16 protein-coding genes, 1 tRNA gene and 1 other RNA gene are annotated in these 22,856 nt (G+C 69.0%); 7 read left to right on the top strand and 11 right to left on the bottom strand.

From position 1 onward, the window contains the following. Positions 1 to 38: 38 nt before the first annotated feature. Positions 39 to 398, top strand: a complete 360-nt coding sequence (locus QRN19_RS07835) for a DUF4406 domain-containing protein (protein WP_285026197.1) — start codon at positions 39 to 41, stop codon at positions 396 to 398. Between the two features lie 46 nt (positions 399 to 444). Beyond that, positions 445 to 945, top strand: a complete 501-nt coding sequence (locus QRN19_RS07830; protein WP_285026195.1) for a GNAT family N-acetyltransferase — start codon at positions 445 to 447, stop codon at positions 943 to 945. 209 nt (positions 946 to 1,154) lie between these two features. Here the strand turns inward: QRN19_RS07830 and QRN19_RS07825 are convergent, their stop codons facing one another. From QRN19_RS07825 to QRN19_RS07790, 8 genes are all read right to left on the bottom strand, one after another. Beyond that, a complete protein-coding gene (locus QRN19_RS07825; protein WP_285026194.1) occupies positions 1,155 to 2,672 on the bottom strand; it encodes an MATE family efflux transporter in 1,518 nt (505 codons plus the stop codon). 234 nt (positions 2,673 to 2,906) lie between these two features. Continuing rightward, positions 2,907 to 3,350 (bottom strand): MarR family winged helix-turn-helix transcriptional regulator, encoded by a 444-nt coding sequence (locus tag QRN19_RS07820; RefSeq protein ID WP_285026192.1) that lies wholly within the window; start codon positions 3,348 to 3,350, stop codon positions 2,907 to 2,909. Positions 3,351 to 3,761: 411 nt separating this feature from the next. After that, positions 3,762 to 3,849, bottom strand: a tRNA-Ser gene (locus QRN19_RS07815). 143 nt (positions 3,850 to 3,992) lie between these two features. Further along, positions 3,993 to 6,527, bottom strand: a complete 2,535-nt coding sequence (locus QRN19_RS07810; RefSeq protein WP_285026191.1) for a transglutaminase TgpA family protein — start codon at positions 6,525 to 6,527, stop codon at positions 3,993 to 3,995. Further along, entirely contained in the window at positions 6,514 to 7,896 is a 1,383-nt protein-coding gene (locus QRN19_RS07805; protein ID WP_285026190.1) for a DUF58 domain-containing protein, read from the bottom strand. Before QRN19_RS07805 ends, QRN19_RS07810 begins: the two co-directional genes overlap by 14 nt. A gap of 62 nt (positions 7,897 to 7,958) precedes the next feature. After that, entirely contained in the window at positions 7,959 to 9,002 is a 1,044-nt protein-coding gene (locus tag QRN19_RS07800) for an AAA family ATPase (RefSeq protein ID WP_086475010.1), read from the bottom strand. Beyond that, positions 8,999 to 9,625 (bottom strand): hypothetical protein, encoded by a 627-nt coding sequence (locus tag QRN19_RS07795; protein ID WP_285026188.1) that lies wholly within the window; start codon positions 9,623 to 9,625, stop codon positions 8,999 to 9,001. The genes QRN19_RS07800 and QRN19_RS07795 overlap by 4 nt, the downstream gene beginning before the upstream one ends. Before the next feature lie 302 nt (positions 9,626 to 9,927). Continuing rightward, the gene (locus tag QRN19_RS07790; protein ID WP_285026187.1) at positions 9,928 to 10,578 is read right to left on the bottom strand and encodes an SDR family oxidoreductase; all 651 of its coding nucleotides are present in this window, start codon (positions 10,576 to 10,578) and stop codon (positions 9,928 to 9,930) included. Positions 10,579 to 10,732: 154 nt separating this feature from the next. Here QRN19_RS07790 and ffs point away from each other — a divergent pair. Next, positions 10,733 to 10,829: signal recognition particle sRNA small type (ffs, locus tag QRN19_RS07785), an RNA gene on the top strand. Between the two features lie 195 nt (positions 10,830 to 11,024). Here ffs and QRN19_RS07780 read toward each other — a convergent pair. Continuing rightward, positions 11,025 to 12,503, bottom strand: a complete 1,479-nt coding sequence (locus QRN19_RS07780) for an LPXTG cell wall anchor domain-containing protein (RefSeq protein WP_285026186.1) — start codon at positions 12,501 to 12,503, stop codon at positions 11,025 to 11,027. Between the two features lie 445 nt (positions 12,504 to 12,948). On the opposite strand from QRN19_RS07780, the gene pta reads away from it, so the two are divergent. Next, the gene (gene pta, locus QRN19_RS07775; protein WP_285026185.1) at positions 12,949 to 15,117 is read left to right on the top strand and encodes a phosphate acetyltransferase; all 2,169 of its coding nucleotides are present in this window, start codon (positions 12,949 to 12,951) and stop codon (positions 15,115 to 15,117) included. Positions 15,118 to 15,129: 12 nt separating this feature from the next. Then, positions 15,130 to 16,353: an acetate/propionate family kinase gene (locus QRN19_RS07770; RefSeq protein ID WP_285026183.1), complete on the top strand. Its 1,224-nt coding sequence runs from the start codon at positions 15,130 to 15,132 to the stop codon at positions 16,351 to 16,353. A 567-nt stretch (positions 16,354 to 16,920) separates the two neighbouring features. On the opposite strand, the gene QRN19_RS07765 is transcribed toward QRN19_RS07770, so the two are convergent. Next, a complete protein-coding gene (locus tag QRN19_RS07765) occupies positions 16,921 to 18,516 on the bottom strand; it encodes an HNH endonuclease signature motif containing protein (protein WP_285026182.1) in 1,596 nt (531 codons plus the stop codon). Between the two features lie 152 nt (positions 18,517 to 18,668). Here QRN19_RS07765 and QRN19_RS07760 point away from each other — a divergent pair, with 152 nt between their 5' ends. Continuing rightward, a complete protein-coding gene (locus QRN19_RS07760) occupies positions 18,669 to 19,022 on the top strand; it encodes a hypothetical protein (RefSeq protein ID WP_285026181.1) in 354 nt (117 codons plus the stop codon). Between the two features lie 268 nt (positions 19,023 to 19,290). On the opposite strand, the gene QRN19_RS07755 is transcribed toward QRN19_RS07760, so the two are convergent. After that, entirely contained in the window at positions 19,291 to 21,057 is a 1,767-nt protein-coding gene (locus tag QRN19_RS07755) for an alkaline phosphatase family protein (RefSeq protein ID WP_285026180.1), read from the bottom strand. Positions 21,058 to 21,202: 145 nt separating this feature from the next. On the opposite strand from QRN19_RS07755, the gene QRN19_RS07750 reads away from it, so the two are divergent. Next, on the top strand, positions 21,203 to 22,453 hold the full coding sequence (locus tag QRN19_RS07750; protein WP_285026179.1) for an acyltransferase family protein: 1,251 nt from the start codon (positions 21,203 to 21,205) through the stop codon (positions 22,451 to 22,453). Positions 22,454 to 22,856: the final 403 nt, after the last annotated feature.

Raw genomic sequence — 22,856 nt, 5'->3', positions numbered from 1 at the left:
TTGCACGATAGTGCACGGTTAACGCTACAGTGCTGGACATGACCACGCCACTCCTCATCCTCATCGCCGGCCCCTACCGTTCCGGGACCGGTGGGGATCCCGATGCCATCGCCCGCAACCTGGAGCGACTCGAAGCCGCTGCAGCGCCGATCTACGCGCGCGGTCACGTCCCGATGATCGGGGAGTGGGTCGCACTGCCGATCCTGCGCGGGATCGACCCCGCGGCGGGCGACGGTGACGTCATGTACGAGACGGCCAGGCGGTTGCTCCAGCACTGTGACGCCGTGCTCCGGTTGCCGGGGGAGTCGTCGGGTGCCGACACCGACGTCGCGATCGCCCGTGAGCGTGGGATCCCCGTGTACACCGACCTCTCGGAGATCCCGGCACTCGAGGGCTGAGGTCGCTTCGCTGCGGCGTCCCGGCGCTTTGGCTAAGCTGACGCGCGTGTTCGACGACCCCCGGATCCGCCGCTACCGTGACACCGATGCGCGAGCGACCAGGTCGGTCTTCGAGCGGGCGGTGCGGGTGACGGCTGCCGCTCACTACACGGCCGAGCAGCTCGCCGCGTGGGTGCCGGACGACCCGGCAGAGGCGGTGTTGGACGACTGGGCAGCCCGACGTGCCGCGGTGACGACGTGGGTGGCCGAGCTCGACGACGCGGTGGTCGGATTCACCGACCTGGACGTCGAGATCGGCTACCTCGACATGCTGTTCGTCGATCCGGACGCTGGACGGCGCGGCGTCGGGTCCGCACTCATCCGTCAGATGCTCGATGAAGCGCGGGCGGTGGGGCTTCGGGAGGTGACCGTGCAGGCGAGTCGGACGGCGCAGCCGGTGTTCGAGCGCCACGGCTTCGTCGTCGTCCGCGAGCAGCGGGTCGAGCGCCGTGGGGTGCTCATCGAGAACGCGGTGATGCGCGTGCTGCCGGGTGCTTCGGCGGTCTGATGCTCCTGGGACGGCCTCCACGCTCAGTGGGGTGTCGCCAGCGCGGTGCGCTGACCCGAGCGCGGTGGTGTGGGTGCCGGCGCGGTGCGCCGACGTGAGATCGCTGCAATCGGCGTGAGCGCGGGCCAGGGACGTGGGCGCGGCCCTCCGGAGACCCGCGCCCACGCGTGTGACCCGCGCTCACGTCAGCGCACCGCGCTGGCAGTCCGTCAGGCGTCGGCGAGTTGGGCGTCGGCACGTTCAGGGGAGCCGGCTGCGAGCCCTCGGTCGATCGCGCTCCGCGAGCCGAGCCAGAGCAGGACCCCGACCAGGAAGACGATGACCTCGGTGACCGTGAGCGACCAGACGATGCCATCGAGTCCGAACCACAGGTTGCCGAGGAGGACGATCGGAACGAACAGCACGCCCTGGGTGACGGCCATGACCGCCACGGCGAGTGCTCGCCCGGTCGCTTGGAAGAGCGAGGTGATGAGCCCGGTGAACCCGTTGGCGATCATCGCGGTGAGCTGGGCGACGAGGATCGTGACGCCGAGCCCGAGGACGGCGGGGTCGGCGATGAACGCGGAGACGATCGGCTCGCGCAGGACGAAGACGACGCCGGCGAAGAGGACCGAGATCCCACCGACCGTGAGTGCCGAGGCTCGGAGAGCCGACCGGAGGCGCGCGCCGTCGCCCTTGCCGAACGAGTAGGCGAGGAGGGGGAGTACCCCGAAGGTGACGCCCATGACCAGGAACTCGGGTACCTGGGCGATCCGGACCGCGACGCCCATGGCGGCGAGCGGGGCGTCTCCGTAGGCCGCGGCCAGGGTGTTCAACACGAGCGCGGTGACGATGAGGAACCCCGACTGCAGGAGCGTGCTGACCCCGACACCGAGGACCGGCTTGAGGATCGTCGGCGACAGGGTGAACCAGCGCGGTGCCAGGCTGACGTGCTCGCTGTTGCGCTGCAACCACGCCACGAAGTAGACGAGGACACCGAGGTTCGCCAGGCCCATCGCGAGCGCCGCACCGGCGACGCCCCAGCCGAAGCCGAGGATGAAGACGAGATCGAGGACGAGGTTCGCCACGGCCGACGCGATGAGGGCGATCATCACCTGACGGGCGGCACCCTCGGCCCGCACGAGCTGTTCCAGGCAGAACGCGGTCGCCATGACGGGGACGAACACGAGCATGACGCCGATGAACGCCGAGGTCGCCGGGGCGGTGACCGCGTCCGCGCCGAGCAGCGACACGAGCGGGCCGAGGAACAGGAGACCGATCCCGCCGAGCACGGCGCCGGCGAGGAACGCGCCCCAGACGGAGAAGGAGGCGGCCCGTTTGATGTCCGCGGCCTGTGCCGGGTCGTGTTCGGAGGCGCCCAGGAGTCTGGAGATGAGCGCGCCGCCACCGACGCCGAACAGGTCGCCGATGGCCATGATCAGTCCGAGGATTGGGGCTCCGAGCGTGATCGCGGCGAGCAGGGTGGTGTCGTGCAGCGAGCCGACGACGCCCGCGTTGATGAGGTTGTAGACGGCGCTGACGACCAGGGCCGCTGCCATCGGGACGCACAGGTGAATCAGCGCTCGGATGATCGGGGCGGTCGAGAGGTACCAGCGGTTGCTGCCCACGGCATCCGCAGAGGCGGCCGACGGTGCGGAGGTGGTCGCGGGTGCGGAGGTGGTCGATGGCGCGGTGTCGGTGGGGCTCGGGGTTCCGGTTGTGGGATCGGTGTGGTCTTCGGGGTGCATGGCAGGCTCCGTTTCGGGCAGGTTCCGGGCGCGACGATGAGCGCCGGCGCGGCGAGGGGTCGGTGATGGGGTGGTCGTCCGGTGCGGGCCGAGCGGAACGGCTCAGCGGGCGTCCGGGCGCGACGGACAGCGCCGTCGTGGCATCCGCGATCACCATGGTGTGCGGCGATCGGTGAATGACGCGGCGAGTGGTCCCGGCGCGTGGTCAGGGGGCTCGGGTTCCCCGAGCGGTGATCAGCGGGTCGGCTGCGGCAGGTGCGCCGTGAGCTTCGTGAGCAGAGCGTGCAGGGTGTCGCGTTCGCTCTGGTCCAACGGGGTGAGGATGATGTCGTCGGCCTCGGCCATCGCGGTCTCGAACCCGGCGATGAGGTCGGTGCCGAGCTGGGTGGCGTAGACGCGCTTGGTGCGCGCGTTTCCGTCCTCCGTGCGACGTTCGACGAGGCCTCGGCGTTCGAGTCCCTGCAGAAGGCTCGAGACGCTGGCGGCGCTCGTTCGGCTCACCTCGGCGATGTCGCGTTGGATCGATCCTGGCTGCCGGACGAGGTGGCCGAGGACGAAGGCCTGTTCGTGACTGAGCTCGCGCGCTCGGATCCAGTCCTCGCCGGCCTTGCGCTGTGCCCACCCGATCCAGCGGACCAGTTCGAGTGTGCTGCTGAGGGTGGGTGTTCCGTCGTCCATGGTTAGAACGCTAATGCTTTGACTTCTAACTGTCAACCCTCGAATGATTCTCTCGCCCGGCGCGGTGCGCTGACGTGAGAGGGGCGGAATCGGCGCCAGCGCGGTGCGCTGAGCCGAGATGGGTTCATTCGGCGCGGGCGCGGGGCACAGCCCTGACCGCGCCCCTCCGGAGACCCGCGCTCACGCGAGTGACCCGCGCTCGCGTCAGCGCACCGCGCTGGCGCCACGGGAATACGTCACTTGGGTTGACTCCGGAAACGCAGAACGCCCCGCGCGAGGCGGGGCGTTCGTGGTGGAGCTGGCGGAGAATGGGGGATTCGAACCCCGGCTGTGGGTGTTGTGCGTGATCTTCCGCGCGCAGAGCATGAAACGCAGAACGCCCCGCGGTGGGCGGGGCGTTCGTGGTGGAGCTGGCGGAGAATGGGGGATTCGAACCCCCGAGGGCGTTAACCCAACACGCTTTCCAAGCGTGCGCCATAGGCCACTAGGCGAATTCTCCAAGGCTGTTTGTGAAAAACGGCCAGATAGCAGCATACCTGGTTCGCGGACCGCCGCGCGCCACCCGGCCCCGGCGCCGCCCTCCGAGCCCGGCCGAGCACGAGCGCTCGCGACCGGAGACCTCGGCACCGAGCGCGGCGACCGTCAGCTCGCGGCAGGCGGACGCCAGTCCACCCGTTGGTCGCGCCGCAGCACGAGCGACCGCGGGAGGACGGCCGCGAGGACGCGTTCGAGCGGCTGACTCGCCGACCGCAGCGCCGCCTTCGCCTCAGCCAATGCCGCGTCGACCGAACCGGCGCTCGCCGCACCACCATTCGAGGAACCGATCCGGGGATCGCCCCCGATGTCGCGTCGTTCCGGGGCGCTCGGCGCATAGCTCTCCCGCTCGACCGCCGCCACGAGCCGGTCGACGGCCGGCGACTCGATCCGGAACTGCCCGCGCAGCCTCGACGCGAACCCGCGTGGTGACTCCGCCGACGTCACGGGGAAGCCGAGGTCGCGGGCGGTGTCGAGGAACTCCGCCCAGGCCCAGCCCGCCGAGGTCCCCGCAGCAAGTGCGCGCCGACGCCCGGCCGCACGCCGGAGACCCCGCGCGATCGACGGGGTGGCGAGCAGCACGAGCACGCCGAGCAGGATCGCGAGCGGGACGAGGGCGGCGGTGAAGGCCCCGCCGGACCGGGTCGAGGTCGGTCCGCCGAGCGCGTCCGCAGTGGGGGTGGGCGTCGATGCCGCGGTCGGAGCCGGACGGCTGTCGGGACTCACCGATCCGCTGCCCGGCGTCGCCGTGCTCGCGTCGCTGAACTGCGTCACGACCCCACGGCTGGCCGTCGGCTCGAACGGCACCCAGCCCACACCCTCGAAGTACAGCTCCGGCCAGGCGTGCAACTGGTCCGAGGTCACGATGTAGGTGTCGCGGTTCGCCGGGGTGTTGTCGATCGTCGTGCCCGGCAGGTACCCGATGGCGATGCGCGCGGGGATGCCGAGGACGCGCGACATCACGGCCATCGCGGACGAGAAGTGGATGCAGTATCCGGCCTTGCGCTCCAGGAACGTCGCGATGACCTCGGCGCCGCTGCCGTCGAAGCCCTCCTCGACCGGTGCCGACTCCGAGTACTCGAAGGTGCTGCGGAAGTAGCGCTGCAGGGCGATCGCGCGGTCGTAGTCGGTGGAGGCGGTCGCCGTGACGTCGGCGGCCGTGTCACGGATGATCTGCGGCAGATCGTCGGGCAGCTCGAGATACGGAGCGGCTGACGCGGGGTCGGCGACCGGCGGGACGTCGCGCATCTGCTGTGCCGTCGGCAGGATCGCCGTGCTCGTCGCCGTGTACGTCTGCCCGCGGGTGGATCCACGCTCCGCCATCGCCGTCAGTCCGGCGGCCTCGAAGCGCCAGTCACCGCGGAGCCCGTCGACCTGCTGCGTCGGGTACGGCAGGGGGAGCCACGGGCTCGACAGCGAGTCCACCGTGACCGTCGTCTCGAAGGTCTCCACCGGGATCGCCTCGCTGAGCCCGGCCGGTGCGGGGAAGGCGTCGAGCGTGTTGCCGTCGTCGTAGCCGGAGTTGTCCGGTCCCCAGACGGTGCCGGTGAACTCGTTGAGGTCGGTGACCTTGAGGTACGGCGGTTCGTCGGCGGTGGTCGTGTATTCGAGCGCGGTCGTGTTCGCGGGGCGCCGCAGGCTCTGGCCGAGCGAGATGAGCGGGTTGATGCCGTTCACGAACGGACCGCTGCCACGGGCGCCCGCGGTCACATCCCGGACGGCGAGGTCGGGGAGCACCGCCGGCGTGAGGAGGGCGACGACCACCGCGACGGCACTGACGAGGACGGCCGGGCCGAGGCCTCCGAAGCGACCGGCACCGGTCATCGCCGACGGGCCGAAGCCGCGCCCGTCGCCGGCGGCCCGGGCCGAGGCGAGCGCTCGCAGCAGCTCTCGGCGCCGGACGTCCTCGCGGAGCAGCCAGAGGAAGGAGAGCGCGACGAACGCGAAGACCCACGGATCGAGGGGGAACGGCACGGCGACCGTCGGACCGGCGTACACGGCGAAGACCAGGACGGCCGCGAGCACCGGCGCGTGGCGACCGAGCACGAGCCAGGCGACCGCCAGCGCGACGAGGCCACCGCCCGCGGCCATGACGAAGACCACGCCGGCGTCGGTGTCGAGCGGGGCCGAGCCGTCGTGGAAGGTCTGGAACCCGGCGTCGCGCAACCGTTCGAAGGCGCCGAGCGTCGTCGGGGTCGGGACGATGCCGATGATCGCCGTCTCACTGGCGAAGAACAGCGTGATCGTCAGCAGCCACGCGACCGCGGCGCCGAGCCACACGAACACCGCCGGCAGTCTCGTGCGCCGGAGGAGGATCGTCGTGGCGAGGACGATCGCGATGACGAGGTTCGTGACGAACCACCAGTCGAGCGCGTCGAGCACCCGCCCGAAGCCGAGACCGCCGGTCGCGAGGAGGAGGAAGGCGGCGAGGCCGAGGCGCAGATCGCCGACGTTCGCGGTGTCGCGCGGATCGTCGCGGCGTCCGCCGGCGCCTCCCGACCACGAGCCGCCACTGGTTCCGCGGGAGGGGCGTCGAGGGTTCGACGAACCGGAACCAGGACGGAAGCCCGATGGCGCGCCGCCGCGAGACGGCCCCCGGCCACGGGCGGCTGCCGCCGCGCGGCGTTCCTCAGCGACGGACATACGCACCCCCGGCACCCCGGCGACCGCCCCGACCCTCACGGCCGCTCGACGGCGCCGACGTGGCGGTCGCCGGACCGCTCGTGCCGAGCCACAGGGCCTGGAACGATGCGCCGCGCTCGCCGACATGGCAGCGCCACCCGGCTGACTCCAACAGCTCGATGCTCCGACGCCGGGCGCCGGCCGGGAGGAGCGCGACGGGGAGTGGTGAGAGGTGCGCGACCGCGGTGAGTTCGCCGAGGTCGCTCTCCTCGACGTCGCCGAGAATCGCGATGACCGGTTGCGATCGACGCGCGGCGATGACGGGGGAGAGGTCGAGGAAGCGGTTGGGCTGCACCGACGGACGCAGGAGGGCTAGGTCGAGCAGGGCGGCGTCGAGGTCGTCCTCCTCGAGATGCTGCCCGCCGCGTGCGAGCGCGTCGCCCATGTCGCCCACCGGGCTGGACCGCAGGCCCCCGGCCGCGGATCTCGCACTGATCTCCCGGGAGAGCGCTTCCGTGCCGGCGCCGACCAGGTTGACGCGGTAGTCAGCATCGACGAGGTGGGCGGTGATCGAGGCCGCGAGCGACACGGCCTGCTCGAACGCCGGCAGGTACGACGGATCGTCGTCGGGCCAGGCCCAGTGGGCTGCGGCGGTGTCGAGGAGGACGGTCGCCTCGGGGTCGTTGCGCTGCTCCTCCTGCCGCACCATCAGCTCACCGTGGTGCGCGCTCGCCCGCCAGTGCAGCCGGCGGATCGCGTCTCCCGGGAGGTAGGGGCGCGCGATGATGTCGTCCTCGCCGGCGCCGACGTGCAGTGACGACGGGCGCGTGGAACCGTCGCGGCTGGCGGTGAGTGCAGGGATCTCCGGCAGGACCACGACCTCCGGCAGGACGACGACCGCATGCGTCCCTCCGACGTCGCGACGACGGACGACGAGCCCGAACGGGTCGCTCACCGTCAGCCCGAGCGGGCCGAGCTCGTGTTCCCCGCGACGCAGCGCCGTCACGGTGTATTCGGCCGTCCGGCGGCGTGAACCGATGCCCGCGACGCCGGTACTCGGCAGGGTGCCCTCGGCGCTGCCGGCGAGTCCGGCCGGCACGCGGTCCTTCCACTCCGCGTGGACGTGGGGGAGCGCGCTCGACTCGGCGATCGTGACCTCGACGGCGATCCGACCGCCGACGGCGACGAGGTCGGGCCGGGTGGTGCGGTCGACTCGGAGCGACGGCCGCTCGAGGTAGACCGCGCCGAAGCTGGCGGCGACGAGCGCGACGAGCAGTCCGGCCGCCGCGAGCAACTCCGGCGAGCCGATCCCGCGCGCGAAGACGAGGCACACGCCGGCCGCGACGAGCACGCCGACCGCGCGTCTCGTCAACGGCACGCGACGCTTCATGGGCTCAGGACCTCCGGTGCCGGATCACGGCGATCCGACGGTCGTGGTGCGGGGCCATCGGATCAGGACCTCAGTTCGGTGCGCCCGGAGTGCGGCACGGGTGTCCGCTCCAGCAGTTCGACGAGCACCTCGGAGACCGCTTGGACGCCCGAGCGGTCGTGGGCGCTCACCGCGCGGCGGGTGGGGATGAGCCGGTGGGCGAGGACCGGTGCCAGCAGCTGGTCGATGTCGTCGGGCAGGACGAACTCACGACCGTCGAGCGCTGCGAGCACCTTGGCCGCGCGGACGAGCTGCAGGGTGGCGCGCGGGCTCGCGCCGAGTCGGAGTTCGGGGTGCACGCGGGTCGCCTGCACGAGTGAGACGCAGTACTGCTCGACGATCGGCGACACGAAGACACCGCGGGCCCAGGCGATGAGGCGCTCGACGTCGCCGCGCGACGCGACCGGGCCGATGGTGTCGAGCGGATTGACCGTGTCACGCTGGCGGAGCATCGCGAGTTCCGCGGACGCGTCGGGGTATCCCATCGAGATGCGCGCCATGAAGCGGTCGCGCTGAGCCTCCGGCAGGGCGTAGGTGCCCTCCATCTCGAGCGGATTCTGCGTGGCGACGACCGTGAACGGCGACGGCAGGGCGTGCGTCTCGCCGTCGACCGTGACCTGACGCTCCTCCATCGACTCGAGCAACGCCGACTGGGTCTTCGGCGAGGAGCGGTTGATCTCGTCGGCGATGACGATGTTCGCGAACACCGCGCCGGGCTTGAACTCGAACTCGCGGTCGACCTGGTTGAAGATCGAGACGCCGGTGACGTCGGACGGGAGCAGGTCGGGGGTGAACTGGATGCGGCGGACGGTGCTGCCGACGGACGCGGCGAGGGCCTTCGCGAGGACCGTCTTGCCGACGCCGGGGACGTCCTCGATGAGCAGGTGACCCTCGGCGAGCATCACGATGAGCGCCATCCGCGCGGCGAACGGCTTGCCGTCGAGGACGCGCTCGACGTTGTCGAGGATGCGCTCGGCCAGTACCTGGAACTCCTCGGCGTTCAGCGCGGGCTTCAGTTCGGCGACGGTGTCCCGTGGGGCGCGGCTGGTGTTGCTCTGCTCGGTCATGGTCGGCTCCTGCGGTCGTGGTCGAGCATGCGCTTGAACAGCAGCGCGACGATGGTGGCGAGGCCGATCGTGATGAGGGTCGGGGCGAGTGCTCCGAGGAACTGCATCCAGAGGTAGTTGTCGGTCGGGCCGCTGTCGCCGACGAACCCGCGGTACAGCAGGGTGAACGACTGCCACAGCCCGACACCGCCGCCGAGCGTGAAGACGACACCGACGACCCAGAGGACCCGTTCCCAGACGACGGCGCGGACCCGGTGGGCCTCGGCGGCGTCGAGGTACTCCTCGTACCGCTCCTGGTCAAGCTGGGTCTGCTGCGCGTCGGGACCCGCCACCCCAGGCTGATCGGCGACCGCCGTGGTGTCGCCGGTCCGGGCTTCGAACGGGTGGACGCGACGGTCGGTCTGCGAGGGCATGCCGCGGGACGGCTGGGCGCGCGGGCCGTCGTCGAACCGGTCGTCGGTCGGCGGGCGGACGGGGCGACCGTCGGTGGGCGGCTGGATGAGCTGCGGGGCGATCTCCTCGAGCGAGGCGAGGCGGCTGCGGCGGCCGGGGTCACCGGCGTTCGGGCGCATGCGCTCGTCGGTGTGACCGCGCTGGAACGCGGGGTCGTAGCGTTGGTCCATCGTCGGCCTCCGTCGCGCTGCGTACATCGTCCGGGCCGGAACCCGTTGCCCGATCCTAGGACTGATAACGAACAGGTAACACCCCTGGACGTGTCGCCCACAGGAACTCCATATGTGCGCCAGGTCGCGCGCACACGGTGCCGATGCCGGTCAGGGAACTCTTCGGAGCCGTCGTGGCCATCGGTTGTGTGGACGCGAGCACTGAGCACGCACCTGGTCGGTGAGACGTTCTCCGGTCCCTGAGCTTGTCGAAGGGCAGGGTGTCCCGTGTGCCCTTCGACAAGCTCAGGGACCGGACCGACCTACAGCGCCGCGAGCGCCTCGCGGATCGGGGTCTCGCCGCCGATGACCTCGAACTGCGTGCGGGACGCCGCGCCCGACTCGATGAGCGCGAACAGCACGGCGGCGACGTCGGCGCGCGGGATCGAGCCGCGGTCGGTGGTCGTCGCGGCGGTGATCGTGCCGGTCGGGGCGTCGTCGGTCAGACCACCCGGACGGACGATCGTCCAGTCGAGGTCGCGTCCGCGGAGGTCGGCATCGGCTTCGGACTTCGCGCGCAGGTAGACCTGGAACACGTCGTCCGACTCGGGGTCGAAGTCGTCGCTGCCCATCGCCGACACCATGACGTACCGCGGCACCTTGGCGAGTTCCGCTGCCTCGGCGAGGAGGATGGCGCCGTCGCGGTCGAGGGAGAGCTTGCGGTCGGCGCCGCTGTTCGGGCCGGCTCCCGCCGCGAACACGACGACGTCGGCTCCGGCGAGTTCGTCGGCCAGTTCGGCTGCCGAGGAGTGCTCGAGGTCGAGGACGATCGCTCGGGAACCGATGCCCTGGAGTTCGCCCACCTGTTCGGGGTTGCGGATGATGCCGGCGGGGGAGTGTCCTGCTTCGGCGAGCAGTCGCTGCAGGTGCAGGGCGATCTGTCCGTGTCCTCCGGCGATGACGACGTCGGTCATGTGAGTCCTCTCGTTCGATGCGGTCCCGATCGGTGCGCCGTCCGTTCGTGGGGACGGCGGTCGACCGGTGGTCTGGGTCCAGTGGTCCCAGATCCGCCAGTCAACGCCTGAACCGGGGCGTACGCAACCCGGTCGCGGCTCGGGTACACTAGGTGACGGCTCCCCGCGTGGCGCCATCCAGGCCAACTCCCCCAGGGCGGAAACGCAGCAAGGGTAACCGGGCTCTGGCGGGTGCGCGGGGAGTCTTTTCGTGCCCGCGGTGCGCTCCCGCCGCCCGCCTGTGCCGCGGCAGGAGATCCGCCCGGCAGGAGGATCTCCGGCGCCGTTCGCTCCTGCACTCGCGCCGATCTCCCGCGCCTGAGCCGGTCGTTCGACGACGGCCAGCACACGCGAAAGCCCCGGAGCCCTGCACCTGGCAGGACCCCGGGGCTCGGGAGTGCGTCAGATCAGCTGAGCTGAGCGCGACGCTTCCGGACGACGAGCAGTGCGGCTCCGCCGAGCATCAGCAGGGCGCTGAGACCGAGGAACGCGGTGCCGTCGACACCGGTCGACGCGAGGGAGTTCCCGGCGTTCGCCGCCGGCGGCGTGGCTGCACCCGGTGCGACAGCGGCCGGAGCCGCGGCAAGGGTGAAGGAGACCGGCTCGGACGGTGCCGAGATCTGGTCCGCCTCGGTCGGGTTGGGAACGGCGCTCTGGATCGCGACGGTCGTGTACGCGTTCGGTGCAAAGGCGAGCGTGACGCTCCACTGACCGTTCTCGTCGACGAGGATGTCGTCGGCAGGGTCGGCCGGCTCGGCTGCGGCGCGAGCGTTGGCCTGGACCTCGTCGAGTGCGGCGGTCGGGACGGTCAGGAGACCGATGTACGCGCCGGGCTCGCCGGTTCCGGTGAACGTGACGACGTCGCCGACGACCGTCTCGCCCTCGGTCGGGCTGGTGATGCTCGGAGCGCCGAGGACAGTGTTGGTCGGGAGCGTGAAGTTCACGGTCTGCTCACCGCGGCCTGCGCCACCGGTGACCTGGTTGACGTTCACGGTCTGGGCGACGGCGGCGTCGTCGGCGTAGGTGCCGGTGGTGGTCCACTGGCCGTTGGTCACGACGGCGGCGGTGGTGCCGGGGACGCGGTCACCGTTGGTGTCGAGCACGTTGACGGTGGAGCCGTCGGTGCCGGTGCCGGTGAACGTGACCGTGCGGGAGTCCAGAGCCTGGCCCTCGGTCGGGCTGGTGACCGAGAAGGTCTGCGCGGGCACGGCGGCCGGGAGGGTGAAGTTCACGGTCGCCTCGCCGCGGCCTGCGCCGCCGGTCAGCTGGTTGATGTTGACCGTCTGGGCGACGGCTGCATCGTCGGCGTAGGTGCCGGTGGTGGTCCACTGGCCGTTGGTCACGACGGCGGCGGTGGTGCCGGGGACGCGGCCACCGTTGGTGTCGAGCACGTTGACGGTGGAGCCGTCGGTGCCGGTACCGGTGAACGTGACGGTGCGTGACTGGAGCGACTGGCCCTCAGTCGGGCTCGTCACTGCGAAGACGGGGGCGACGGCCGGGAGGGAGAAGTCGACACCGACCTGCGGGATGCCACTGCCGCCGAACAGGCCACCGACCTTGATGTTCTGGGCGACGGCTGCGTCGTCCTCGTAGGTCGGGAGCTGGACGCTGTAGTCGATGGGCTGGCCGAAGCTGCCGCCGACGTTGGTCCGGGCGAGCGGGGTGGTGCCGTCTGCCGCGTAGACGATGACGGTCGACCCGCCGAACACGGAACCGGTGACGGTGACGGTGCGGGAGTCGACGGTGGAGTTCTGGGCCGGTGCGGTGACCGTGAGGCCGGCTTCGGCGGCAGAGGCCGGAGCTGCGGTGAGTACTGCGCCGCCGAGGGCGAGAGCGATGGCGGCGGGCACGGCGAGTGCCTTCCGCCAGGACAGGTGTCGTGACAAGAGGATTCCTTGGGTTCGAGGATCGGGCTGGGGCGTCCGGCAGGACAGCCGCATGCGACTGTGCAGGGCGTCCGTGTTCGTGGACGGGTGTGACGACCGGACCGGGCGTCCGTCGGATGTCGGTCGCCCTGCGGGAGAAACTAACAGTTCCCTGAGAGCTGTTGGCCCCCAAGCGGAAATTGGCTAATCGACAAAAATGCCTGATCAGCGCAACGCTACGCGGGTGTAGCGCAAGGATCGGTGGCCGCTTCGGCGGAATGTCGCGGTTGTCGATCGTGTAAGCGTTTCCACTTCTGCCATTCCTGCAGGGCGGATTGGCCGCAACATTCCTGGCGGCGAAAATCCGGGCTTGCCCTGGGGCGAATCCGCTGCTACTGCTCCCCGTGAGAACGACATTGTGCGCTTACCCAGCCCCCGCAGAGCCCGCCCCCGTAGGCTGGAAACCGTGGCGCGAAGCATCTACATCATCTCTGCCGAAGGACACTCCGGGAAGTCGACGGTGGCCCTCGGGGTCCTCGACACCCTGAGCCATCAGATCGAGCGGATCGGGGTGTTCCGCCCCATCGCGCGGTCCACGACGAAACCCGATTATGTGCTGCAGCTGCTGCTCGAGCACGACGGCGTCGACCTCGCCTACGAGGACTGCATCGGCGTCAGCTACGACGACGTGCACACCGATCCCGAGGCGGCGCTCTCGCGCATCGTCCAGCGGTACAAGCACATCGAGGCGCAGTGCGACGCGGTCGTCATCCTCGGCTCCGATTACACCGATGTCGGCAGCCCGACGGAGCTCGGCTACAACGCCCGGATCGCCACGAACCTCGGTGCGCCGGTGCTGCTCGTGCTCGGCGGTCGCGCCGGTCAGGGTGCGGGGGAGCAGCTCGGCCAGTCCGTCGCCCGCACACCCGACGACATGCGCAACATCGCCGAACTCGCCCTGGGTGAGCTCGCCGACGCGCACGCGCAGCTCCTCGCCGTCGTCGCGAACCGTGCCGATCCCGACAAGCTCCTCGAGATCACCGCGGCGATCAGCGACGCCATCCACCCGAACGGTTCCGCGAACGGTTCCGTCGTCGCCCCGGCCGGTCATGCCGCCGGTGCCGCAATGGTCCCCGTCTGGGCCATCCCCGAAGACACCTTCCTCATCGCCCCGACGATGGACAGCATCCTCGAGGCCGTCGACGGCACGCTCGTGAAGGGCAGCGAGGAGCTGCTCACCCGCGAGGCGCTCGGCGTCGTCGTGGCGGGCATGTCGATGGTGAACGTGCTCCCGCGCATCACCGAGGGATCCGTCATCGTCATCCCGGCCGACCGCACCGAAGTGCTCCTCGCCGCGCTCATGGCCAACGCCTCCGGCACGTTCCCGTCGATCGCGGGCATCGTGCTCAACGGCGGGTTCCCGCTGCCCGAGGTCGTGGAGGAACTCATCTCCGGTCTCGGCGAGATCCCGCCGATCGTCAGCACCGACCTCGGCACCTACGACACCGCGGTCCGCGTCATGAATACCCGTGGCCGGCTCGCCGCCGACTCGCAGCGCAAGTACGACACCGCGCTCGCGCTGTTCGAGCAGAACGTCGACGCACCGCTCCTGCTCGAGCTGCTCAACGTGGCGCGCGCCGACGTCGTGACGCCCCTCATGTTCGAGTACGGGCTGCTGGAGCGCGCGCGGTCGAACCGCAAGCACATCGTGCTGCCGGAGGGCGACGACGACCGCATCCTCCGCGCCGCCGGCACCCTGCTCGCCCGCGAGGTCGCCGACCTCACCATCCTCGGTGAGGAGATCGAGGTGCGCTCGCGGGCCATCGAGCTCGGCATCGACCTCAGCAAGGCGACCATCGTCAGCCCCTTCGACGCCGTCCTGCGCCTGAAGTTCGCGGAGGAGTACGCCCGGCTGCGGGCCCACAAGGGCGTCACGATCGACATGGCGAGCGACGCCGTCACCGACGTCTCCTACTTCGGCACGATGATGGTGCATCTCGGCCTCGCCGACGGCATGGTCTCGGGCGCCGCGCACACGACGGCGCACACCATCCGGCCGTCGTTCGAGATCATCAAGACGAAGCCCGGCGTCTCCGTGGTGTCGAGCGTGTTCCTCATGGCGCTCGCCGACCGCGTGCTCGTCTACGGTGACTGCGCGGTGAACCCCGACCCGACCGACGCCCAGCTCGCCGACATCGCGATCTCCTCGGCCGAGACGGCGGAGCAGTTCGGGATCGAGCAGCGCATCGCGATGCTGTCGTACTCCACCGGTGACTCCGGTGCGGGTGCCGACGTCGAGAAGGTCCGCTCCGCGACCAGGCAGGTGCGCGACCGTCGGCCCGACCTCCTCGTCGAGGGGCCGATCCAGTACGACGCAGCCGCCGACGCCGCGGTGGCCGCGACGAAGATGCCCGACTCGCAGGTCGCCGGCCGCGCGACGGTGTTCATCTTCCCTGACCTCAACACCGGCAACAACACGTACAAGGCGGTGCAGCGTTCCGCGGGCGCCGTCGCGATCGGTCCAGTGCTGCAGGGCCTCAACAAGCCGATCAACGACCTGTCGCGCGGCGCGCTCGTGCAGGACATCGTCAACACCGTCGCGATCACCGCCATCCAGGCGCAGGAACAGGAATAGGTCCAGACACACATGCCCACCGTCCTCGTGGTGAACTCCGGTTCCTCGTCGTTCAAGTACCAGCTCATCGATGTCGAGACGGAGCGAACGCTCGCCAGCGGACTCGTCGAACGCATCGGCGACGCGACGGGTGCGGCCGAGCACCGGTCGTACCTGCCCGACGCCGCCGGGAGTACGGCGCCGCCCATCGAGGAACGTTGGGTCATCGAGCGTGAGATCCCCGACCACACGGCCGGGTTCCGGGTCATGCTCGACGCGTTCGCCGAGCACGGGCCGTCACTCGACGAGCATGCGCCGATCGCGGTCGGCCACCGGGTCGTGCACGGTGGGAAGCGCTTCTTCGAGCCGACGGTGGTCACGGACCTCGTGAAGATCAACATCGAGGACATCTCCGAGCTCGCGCCGCTGCACAACCCGGCGAATCTGCAGGGCATCAATGCGGCGCAGGTCGCGTTCCCCGACGTCCCGCACGTGGCGGTGTTCGACACGGCGTTCCACCAGACCATCCCGGCTGCGGCGTACACCTACGCGATCGACGCGGAGCTCGCCGCGAAGCACCGCGTGCGTCGTTATGGCTTCCACGGCACCTCGCACAAGTTCGTGTCGGAGGCGGCGGCGGCGTTCCTCGATCGTCCGCTCGGCGAGCTGAAGCAGATCGTCTTCCACCTCGGCAACGGTGCGTCGGCGTGCGCGATCGATGGCGGCCGCTCGGTCGACACCTCGATGGGCATGACGCCGCTCGAAGGACTCGTCATGGGTACGCGCTCCGGTGACCTCGACCCCGCGGTGCTGTTCCACCTGCACCGCAAGGCGGGTCTCGGGTTCGACGAGCTCGACACGTTGCTCAACCGCCGCAGTGGTCTGCTGGGGCTGTCGGGTACGGGAGACATGCGTGACGTCACCGAGTCCGCGGCGAAGGGCGACGAAGCGGCGCAGCTCGCGCTCGACGTGACCGTCCACCGCCTCCGGCACTACCTCGGCGCGTATCTCGCGGTGCTCGGTGGGCTCGACGTGGTGGTGTTCACCGCCGGTGTCGGCGAGAACGCGCCATTGATCCGTGCGGGTGCGGTGCAGGGCCTCGAGGGGCTGGGCATCATCCTCGACGAGGACCGTAACGCCGAGCGTGCGCGTGGCATCCGGGTGATCTCCACGGACGACTCCCCGGTGACCGTCCTCGTCGTCCCGACGAACGAGGAACTCGAGATCGCCCGCCAGACGGTCGCCGCCCTCGCGTAACCCCGGTGCTTCGGTACCTGAGCGCACTTCGACAAGCTCAGTGACCGACGGCGCTTCTGCGCGCCTCTTCGGCCCCTGGGCACATCCTCCGGTCCCTGAGCTACCCCCACCGGTCCCTGAGCTACCCCCACCGGTCCCTGAGCTTGTCGAAGGGCGGGTCCCCCTAGTGCACTTCGACAGGCTCAGTGACCGAAGTCATCCCCGATTACCTGTTCCGGTCCCTGAGCCTGTCGAAGGGCCCACGGGTGACTCCTGCGACTGGCTGGGTTCTGCGTGGTGCATTTCGACAGGCTCAATGACCGATACTCCTTCGGTCCCTGAGCTTGTCGAAGGGCATACGGGACGCTCCTCGGTTCGAGTCCGGCGGGGAGGGAAGGCGGAGCGGCAGCCCCGTTGCTGCACCCCGCCCGGTCGCATCTGCCCGGGCCGCTTGGCCCAGGCCATGCGCGCCGGCCATTTGCGCGTTCGGGTAACGAAAATGACCGGAACCCATACTTCGGAGCACTCCACAGACCGGTTTGGTCGGAATCGACGCCCGGACGTGGACGCCGGAGCGCCACGGGGTCGTCACGCAGCGCGCAGCCTCGGCTTGCCGCCGCGGCGTGGGATGCGATGCGGGTCGATATGCGCGGGCGGGATGAACCAGGGCACGTGGTCGCGCACGATGACCTCCCATCCGTCGTTGTGGATGCGATGGTGATGGAAGCTGCAGAGCAGGATGCCGTTGGACAGATCGGTCGGCCCGCCTCGTGACCACCAGACGAGGTGATGGGCCTCGGTATACGACGGTGGATGGGTACAGCCGGTCCAGGCGCAGCCGCCATCGCGCTCGGCGAGGGCCAGCTTCTGCCCTTTGGTGAACAATCGTGTGCCAACTCCGAGGTCGAGCACCTGGGACGGCCCACCGAGCACCATCGGGATGATCCGACCATCGGCGGCCATGCACCGCGCGGTGCCGGCGGAGATCGGTTCGGAGACGCCGTCGATGTACGCCCTGCCGTCGGACCACTGGCCGTCGTCGGCCAGGTCGGGTTCGTCCATGCGGATGATGAGGGAGACGGGCGCCAGGTCCATGACCGCCGACTCGCAACCCGCGGCGTGACGGAAGACCTCGACGAGGGCTTCCACTCGGTGTTCGTCCATCGTGCGGGTGTCGGGCATCTCCGCGGCCGGGACGTAGGCGTCGTCGAGGGGATCCGCTGAGGGCAACTCGCTGGTTGCTGCCGCCCCGGCGGTGTCATCCGAGGGATCGACGAACCGGACCTGGCGCAGCTGCTTGCCGACGACGGCGTCCATCGTCGCGCGGACCCACCCCGCCGCCTCGGGTGCGAGGAAGGCGCGGAGCTCGGTCATGCCGTCTGGCAGCTCGCGGAGGGTGCAGCGCTGCTGCTTCCGGAGGGCGATCTCGCGTGGCACGGGGCCGTCTTGGTCGAGGCTGGTGCGGACGAGCTTGGCGAGGCTGCTGACCTCGGCGAGCGGCGCACCGTCGCAGTGCTCGATGCCGGCGCTGACGGCGCGGTGGACGCGCTCGTCGTCGACACCGGACTTCACCAGTCGCAGTTCGCGCAGCAGGATCCCCGCGCCCTCGATGCTGAGTGCGGACCGGACGAAGCCAGACGGGGTGGTCGCCTCGTCGTGGTCGACCGTGCACGTCGGGTTGTCGCCTTCGGACAGGGGCAGGCAGGGGGCGTCGACGGCGGCCCGGGGTTCGATGGCGGCGGCGATCTCGGGGCGGTCGCATTCGATGACGTCGCCGGTGAGCGCGCGCTTGGGGGTGATCGCCTGGGCGACCGAGGTGATCGTGGCGGCGCGTCCGCGCGAGATGCGCCACCGCTCCGAGAGCATGACGGCCGGTGTCGCGTACCCGTGGCTGCGGGCCAACAGGTCTTGGCCGACGATGCCGCCCCTGGAGCGTTCCGACACCGAACCCATGACACGAGCGGCTAGGACTTCGACGACGTGCTGCACTGCGCCCAGTTGGTCGAGGACGCGGACCACGCCGGCGTCGTTCATGCCGGCGAGCTGCTCGATGGCGTCGTCGCCTGGTCGGATCGGGTCGAGCGCGCCCGACCACGCGCGGAGGAGCTCGGACACCGTCTCGCTCAGCGTGCCCAAGGGGTCGGCCGAGACCGGACCGAGGGGAACGCGTGGGCTGCTGGACATGGGACCATCCAAACATGAGCCACTGACATTCGAACGCCGATCGATTTGGGCGCTGATCTGGGATATCTAGCCAACATCTGTTGTACGTTGATGCCGTGACGGGCTCTGCGAGCGGCGAGGGACTTCTCGCGTGGCCCGCGTACACTCCCGGTATGCGCCCCCTCTCCGTCCGTGAGCGCGATCTTCTGGTCGCCTTGATCGACCGCGGCACAGAGCCGGATGCCGACCGGGCCATCACGGCCTCCGATCGAGAACGGTGGGCGGGGCAGCTCCCTGGCGTCATGGTGCATGGAACGTGCGGGTGCGGCACCTGCCCCTCGATCGACCTGGTGCGCGACAGCGGCGACCGGCGGACACCGACGCGTCAGACCGTCCTCGAGGCGAGCACCTCGAACGCGTTCCTCCTCCTCTTCATCGAGGACGACCGGCCGACGTACCTGGAAATCGCCCCGTTCGGCGATGAACCGATCACCGAGTTCCCGCTGGTGGCGGACGTCGAGTTCTGAGGTCGCGCCTCGACGGCGGTTGCCGCCCTTCGACAGGCTCAGGGACCGGGAGGGGTGCTCGGGACCGGGAGGGGGGCTCGGGGCCGGGAGGAATGCTCGGGACCGGAAGAGATGCTCGGGACCGGGCGGGATGCTCGGGACCGGAACGGGTGCTCGGGGACCGGAACGGATGCTCGGGGGCCGGGAGTGATGCGCGGAGAACCGAAGCGTTCGCATCCGTCTCGATCCGGTTCGGTCCCTGAGCTTGTCGAAGGGCGCCACCGCCCGCTCAGTCCCGCGTGCCGAACAGCCCTTCACCGTGCTTCGTCAGCACTTCGTAGGCGTCGGCGTAGTTGTCGGGCAGCGGGGCGCCGGGTTCGTACTTCGCGAGGAGGATGCCGATGAGTCCGAGGGCCGGCGGCGTGAGTGGTCGCTTGCGGTCTTTGTCCTTATCGGCCCGCGCGTTCGCCTCGGGGTTCGGCGGCACGTAGGCGGGCGTCACCGTCGGCCAGAGCACCGGTTGCCGCGGTGAGGTGAGGTTCACGGCGTTGAAGATGCTCGTGGCGGTGCGGTCGCGTTCGGTCAGCGGGTCGAGTCCGTGCAGCTCGGCGAGGGTCTTCATGAGTGAGCCGTGATGCATCTCCTCGTTGATGACGCTGCCGGCCTTCGTGTACGCGGAGATGACGATGGTCGGCACCCGCAGTCCGAGGCGGTCGAAGGTGAAGCCCATCTCGCCCGATTCCGGCTCACCCGATGGCGGGGTCGCCTTGGGTGGCGCGACGTGGTCGTAGATGCCGCCGTGTTCGTCGAAGGTGACGAGCATGACCGTGTTCATCGCGTTCGAGCCGGTGGTCGACGCGCCGTGTTTGATCGCCGTGTAGACCTCGCCGAGCAGTTGCTCGCCGGCGCGCATGTCGGAGTAGGCGGAGTCGAGCTCCGGGTCGACGTCGTCGCGGCCGGGGTTGTCGGGACGGACGACCGGTGGGTGCATGTCGTTGTGGTCGAACACCATGCGTGGTTCGACGAAGGCGTAGTCGGGCAGGTTGCCGTTCGCCGCGTCCTCGTGGAACTGCTCCATGCTGCGGAAGTTGGTCTTCCAGTACTGCTCGATCGACGGTGCGCTCAGGAGGCCGGTGAGGGAGACGACCTGTAAGGCGTCGTAGTAGACGCGCCAGGTCTTGCCGGCTTCCTCGAGCCGGTTGAACACGGTGGGGACGGCCGGTGCGCTCAACCACTTGCCGATGCCGTCGCCCTCGATGTTGGTGACGTAGCCGTGGGAGGTGCTCGCGTGGAAGAAGGAGCGGTTGCAGAAGGTCTGCGAGGGGACCGCCGCGTACCAGTGGTCGTAGACGCCGAAGTTCTTGGCGAGCGTGGACAGCACCGGCAGCATCTCGGGGGAGAAGCCGCCCATCACGGCGGAGTACTCCTCAGGGGTCGGCTTGCGTCCGCGGGCGAGCGTCGAGTTGACGATGTAGTCCTTGACGAAGCCGTCGTTCTTGGGGGAGGAGGTGTCGGCCGGGAGGTTCCACGGCGGCTGCAGCGGATTGCGGAGGTCGCCGTTGCTGGCGGGGTCGATGGTGCCGAAGAGCTGCGTGTTGACGTGTGGGTAGAACTCGCCGGGGTCCGGGTCGGGTTGCGCCATGATCTGGTCGGTGGGGCCTGTGTAGACGTGGGCGGGGACCGGCTCACCGGACTCGCCGGGGTTGCTGTAGTCGCCCTGGGCGAGGCCGTCGAAGGTCTGGCCGGCCGGTTCGCCACCCGCGGGGTACAGCCATCCGAGCATGTGGTCGAAGGACCGGTTCTCGAACATCACGACCACGACGTGGTCGAACCCTGGTTCGCTGCGCTTGGAGAGTGGCGTGAACCCGTAGTCCTCCTGCGGGTTGGGTGCGGTGGCAGCTGCGATGCCGCCGGCGACCGCACCGCCGGCAGCGAGACCCGCGACGCCGAAGCCCGCGGCGCGGAAGAAGTCGCGGCGGGAGGTGGGGCGTTTGGGGCGTTTACCGCCCGTCGGCTCATAACCGGTCTCCGGGCGTGAATCCCCGTCGCTGGACATCGCTTCCCCCTTCGTAACCGCAGACCTTCAAGGCTCCGGTCCGGTACCGTAGTAGCTACACTATGCGGTGGGTAGCATCCTGAGTCATCGGCAGGACTAGCGCCCCCAGGCGCGCAACGTTTCCTGTATTCGCCTGCGGCCTTCCATGAAGCGGCGGGAACTGCGCGTATCAACAAGAAGTTTGACGCAGCCTGATCTGCTCTCTGCGTATGCGGAAACGCACTACCACGTAGTACGCCAGGATAAGACGCCGACTGATAGCATTCGGTCACTCGATCCCACCGAGAAGGGGCAGGCCTTGCCGCGCTTAGAAAAATTGCCGAGCTTGGAACAGTGCTTTAATCCTAGGTTAAATTCGCTCAACGCGATACGACTCATTCTTGCAGTAAGCGTGATCGTGGCTCACTCCTGGCCTCTGACTGGACGTCATCTTGGTGGGCCACTTGATACCCTCGGGGTCGACGGATTCTTCATCCTGTCTGGGTACCTGATCGCCGGGAGTTGGGTGAGGAATCCAAAGTGGTCTGCATTTCTGCTGGCCCGCGGGCGGAGAATTCTCCCAGGATTCTGGGTGGCGCTCGTCGTGACCGCATTTCTTCTCGCGCCAATTGGTGCAGCTTTCCAGGGCGTTGACGGTTGGAAGCTGATCACGTCCGGCGAATCCTTGTCCTACGTGGTACAGAATGCAGCTCTATACATCTTTGAACATCGAGTCGGTGGAACTCCGGTGGGCCTGCCATACAGCGACTCGTGGAATGGTTCTCTATGGACGCTGCAGTGGGAAGCTTTCTGCTATGTGGGACTGTTGGTTCTCGGGCTCACGGGTCTGCTTCGTCGCAAGTGGTTCGTTGCGAGCCTGACGCTCGTATTCTGGAGCCTGTATACGGCTCTACATGGTCGGCTGGATCGAAGTATTTTCTTGGAGAGCCGTCTCGACGATGGCATCAGATTTGCGATGCTATTCCTGGTAGGTGTTCTTATCTTCACCCTCGCTCGTAGAATCCCGATAACCTGGCCGCTGGTTGTGGCGGCAGCGGTGCTGCTGGCTGTCTCCCTGTTCTTACCCGACTACCGGATCCTGGGCGTATGGCCATACGCGTATCTCCTCGTCGCTGTGGGAGCTCTCGTGAAGCTTCCGTGGCTGGCGCTCCGAAATGATTTCTCGTACGGCGTATACATCTACGCGTTTCCCATTCAGCAGATACTGGCGTCAACCGTTTTGGTGGCATTGCCGATCTGGGGTTTTGCGGGGATCAGTGTTGTCGTGACCTTACCGCTGGCAGTCGCGAGCTGGTTCCTTGTAGAAAAACCATCGTCCAAGCTTTTCGCTCGAAAAAGACCTGATATGGCCCCCACCGTCGGACCGTTGTCTGCTACCACAGGTGAACCGACTTAGCGCCCACGATGTATCGTCCGTTAGCGCCCCCTTGGGCTGACGCACCTTACCCTGCATCTGGGCGCATATGATAGTCCTGCCCTGCGGGCAAGTTCTCCGGTGATCTTGCGCCCTGGTCCCGGCACTTGGTCTAGCGTTGCGACGAATGCGGGACCAGGAGGGCTGATTTCTTTTCGCACAGGTGATTGGCTAAGAGAAAATCCGCGACGGTCTAGCGACGTCGTAAGTCGTAGCTTGGTGAGCTCGCGAGCGACTTCGTCAGGGCGACCGATTTCGCACGAGGGACAGTCTGGAATTTCGTGAACCGCTAGGAGGACTGCGCCGCCGACGTTAGTTACAAAGCGGCTGGGTAGCCTCACCAACCAACCACGCATCCCGAAAGGAACGTGGTTAAGAGCCGTGT

This window comes from Plantibacter sp. ME-Dv--P-122b, assembly GCF_030209375.1.
Classification (GTDB): domain Bacteria; phylum Actinomycetota; class Actinomycetes; order Actinomycetales; family Microbacteriaceae; genus Plantibacter.
Note: the sequence above shows the minus strand (reverse complement) of the source record. Positions and strands in the feature narration are given on the sequence as shown.

Bases quoted from the DNA above. Each gene is read 5' to 3' on its own strand.
- QRN19_RS07755 (WP_285026180.1), bottom strand. From the start codon at position 21,057: ATGTCCAGCGACGGGGATTCACGCCCGGAGACCGGTTATGAGCCGACG.
- QRN19_RS07800 (WP_086475010.1), bottom strand. From the start codon at position 9,002: ATGACCGAGCAGAGCAACACCAGCCGCGCCCCACGGGACACCGTCGCC.
- QRN19_RS07835 (WP_285026197.1), top strand. From the start codon at position 39: ATGACCACGCCACTCCTCATCCTCATCGCCGGCCCCTACCGTTCCGGG.
- QRN19_RS07760 (WP_285026181.1), top strand. From the start codon at position 18,669: ATGCGCCCCCTCTCCGTCCGTGAGCGCGATCTTCTGGTCGCCTTGATC.
- QRN19_RS07820 (WP_285026192.1), bottom strand. From the start codon at position 3,350: ATGGACGACGGAACACCCACCCTCAGCAGCACACTCGAACTGGTCCGC.
- QRN19_RS07795 (WP_285026188.1), bottom strand. From the start codon at position 9,625: ATGGACCAACGCTACGACCCCGCGTTCCAGCGCGGTCACACCGACGAG.
- QRN19_RS07750 (WP_285026179.1), top strand. From the start codon at position 21,203: ATGAAGCGGCGGGAACTGCGCGTATCAACAAGAAGTTTGACGCAGCCT.
- QRN19_RS07825 (WP_285026194.1), bottom strand. From the start codon at position 2,672: ATGCACCCCGAAGACCACACCGATCCCACAACCGGAACCCCGAGCCCC.
- QRN19_RS07805 (WP_285026190.1), bottom strand. From the start codon at position 7,896: ATGAAGCGTCGCGTGCCGTTGACGAGACGCGCGGTCGGCGTGCTCGTC.
- QRN19_RS07810 (WP_285026191.1), bottom strand. From the start codon at position 6,527: ATGTCCGTCGCTGAGGAACGCCGCGCGGCGGCAGCCGCCCGTGGCCGG.
- QRN19_RS07765 (WP_285026182.1), bottom strand. From the start codon at position 18,516: ATGTCCAGCAGCCCACGCGTTCCCCTCGGTCCGGTCTCGGCCGACCCC.
- QRN19_RS07790 (WP_285026187.1), bottom strand. From the start codon at position 10,578: ATGACCGACGTCGTCATCGCCGGAGGACACGGACAGATCGCCCTGCAC.
- QRN19_RS07770 (WP_285026183.1), top strand. From the start codon at position 15,130: ATGCCCACCGTCCTCGTGGTGAACTCCGGTTCCTCGTCGTTCAAGTAC.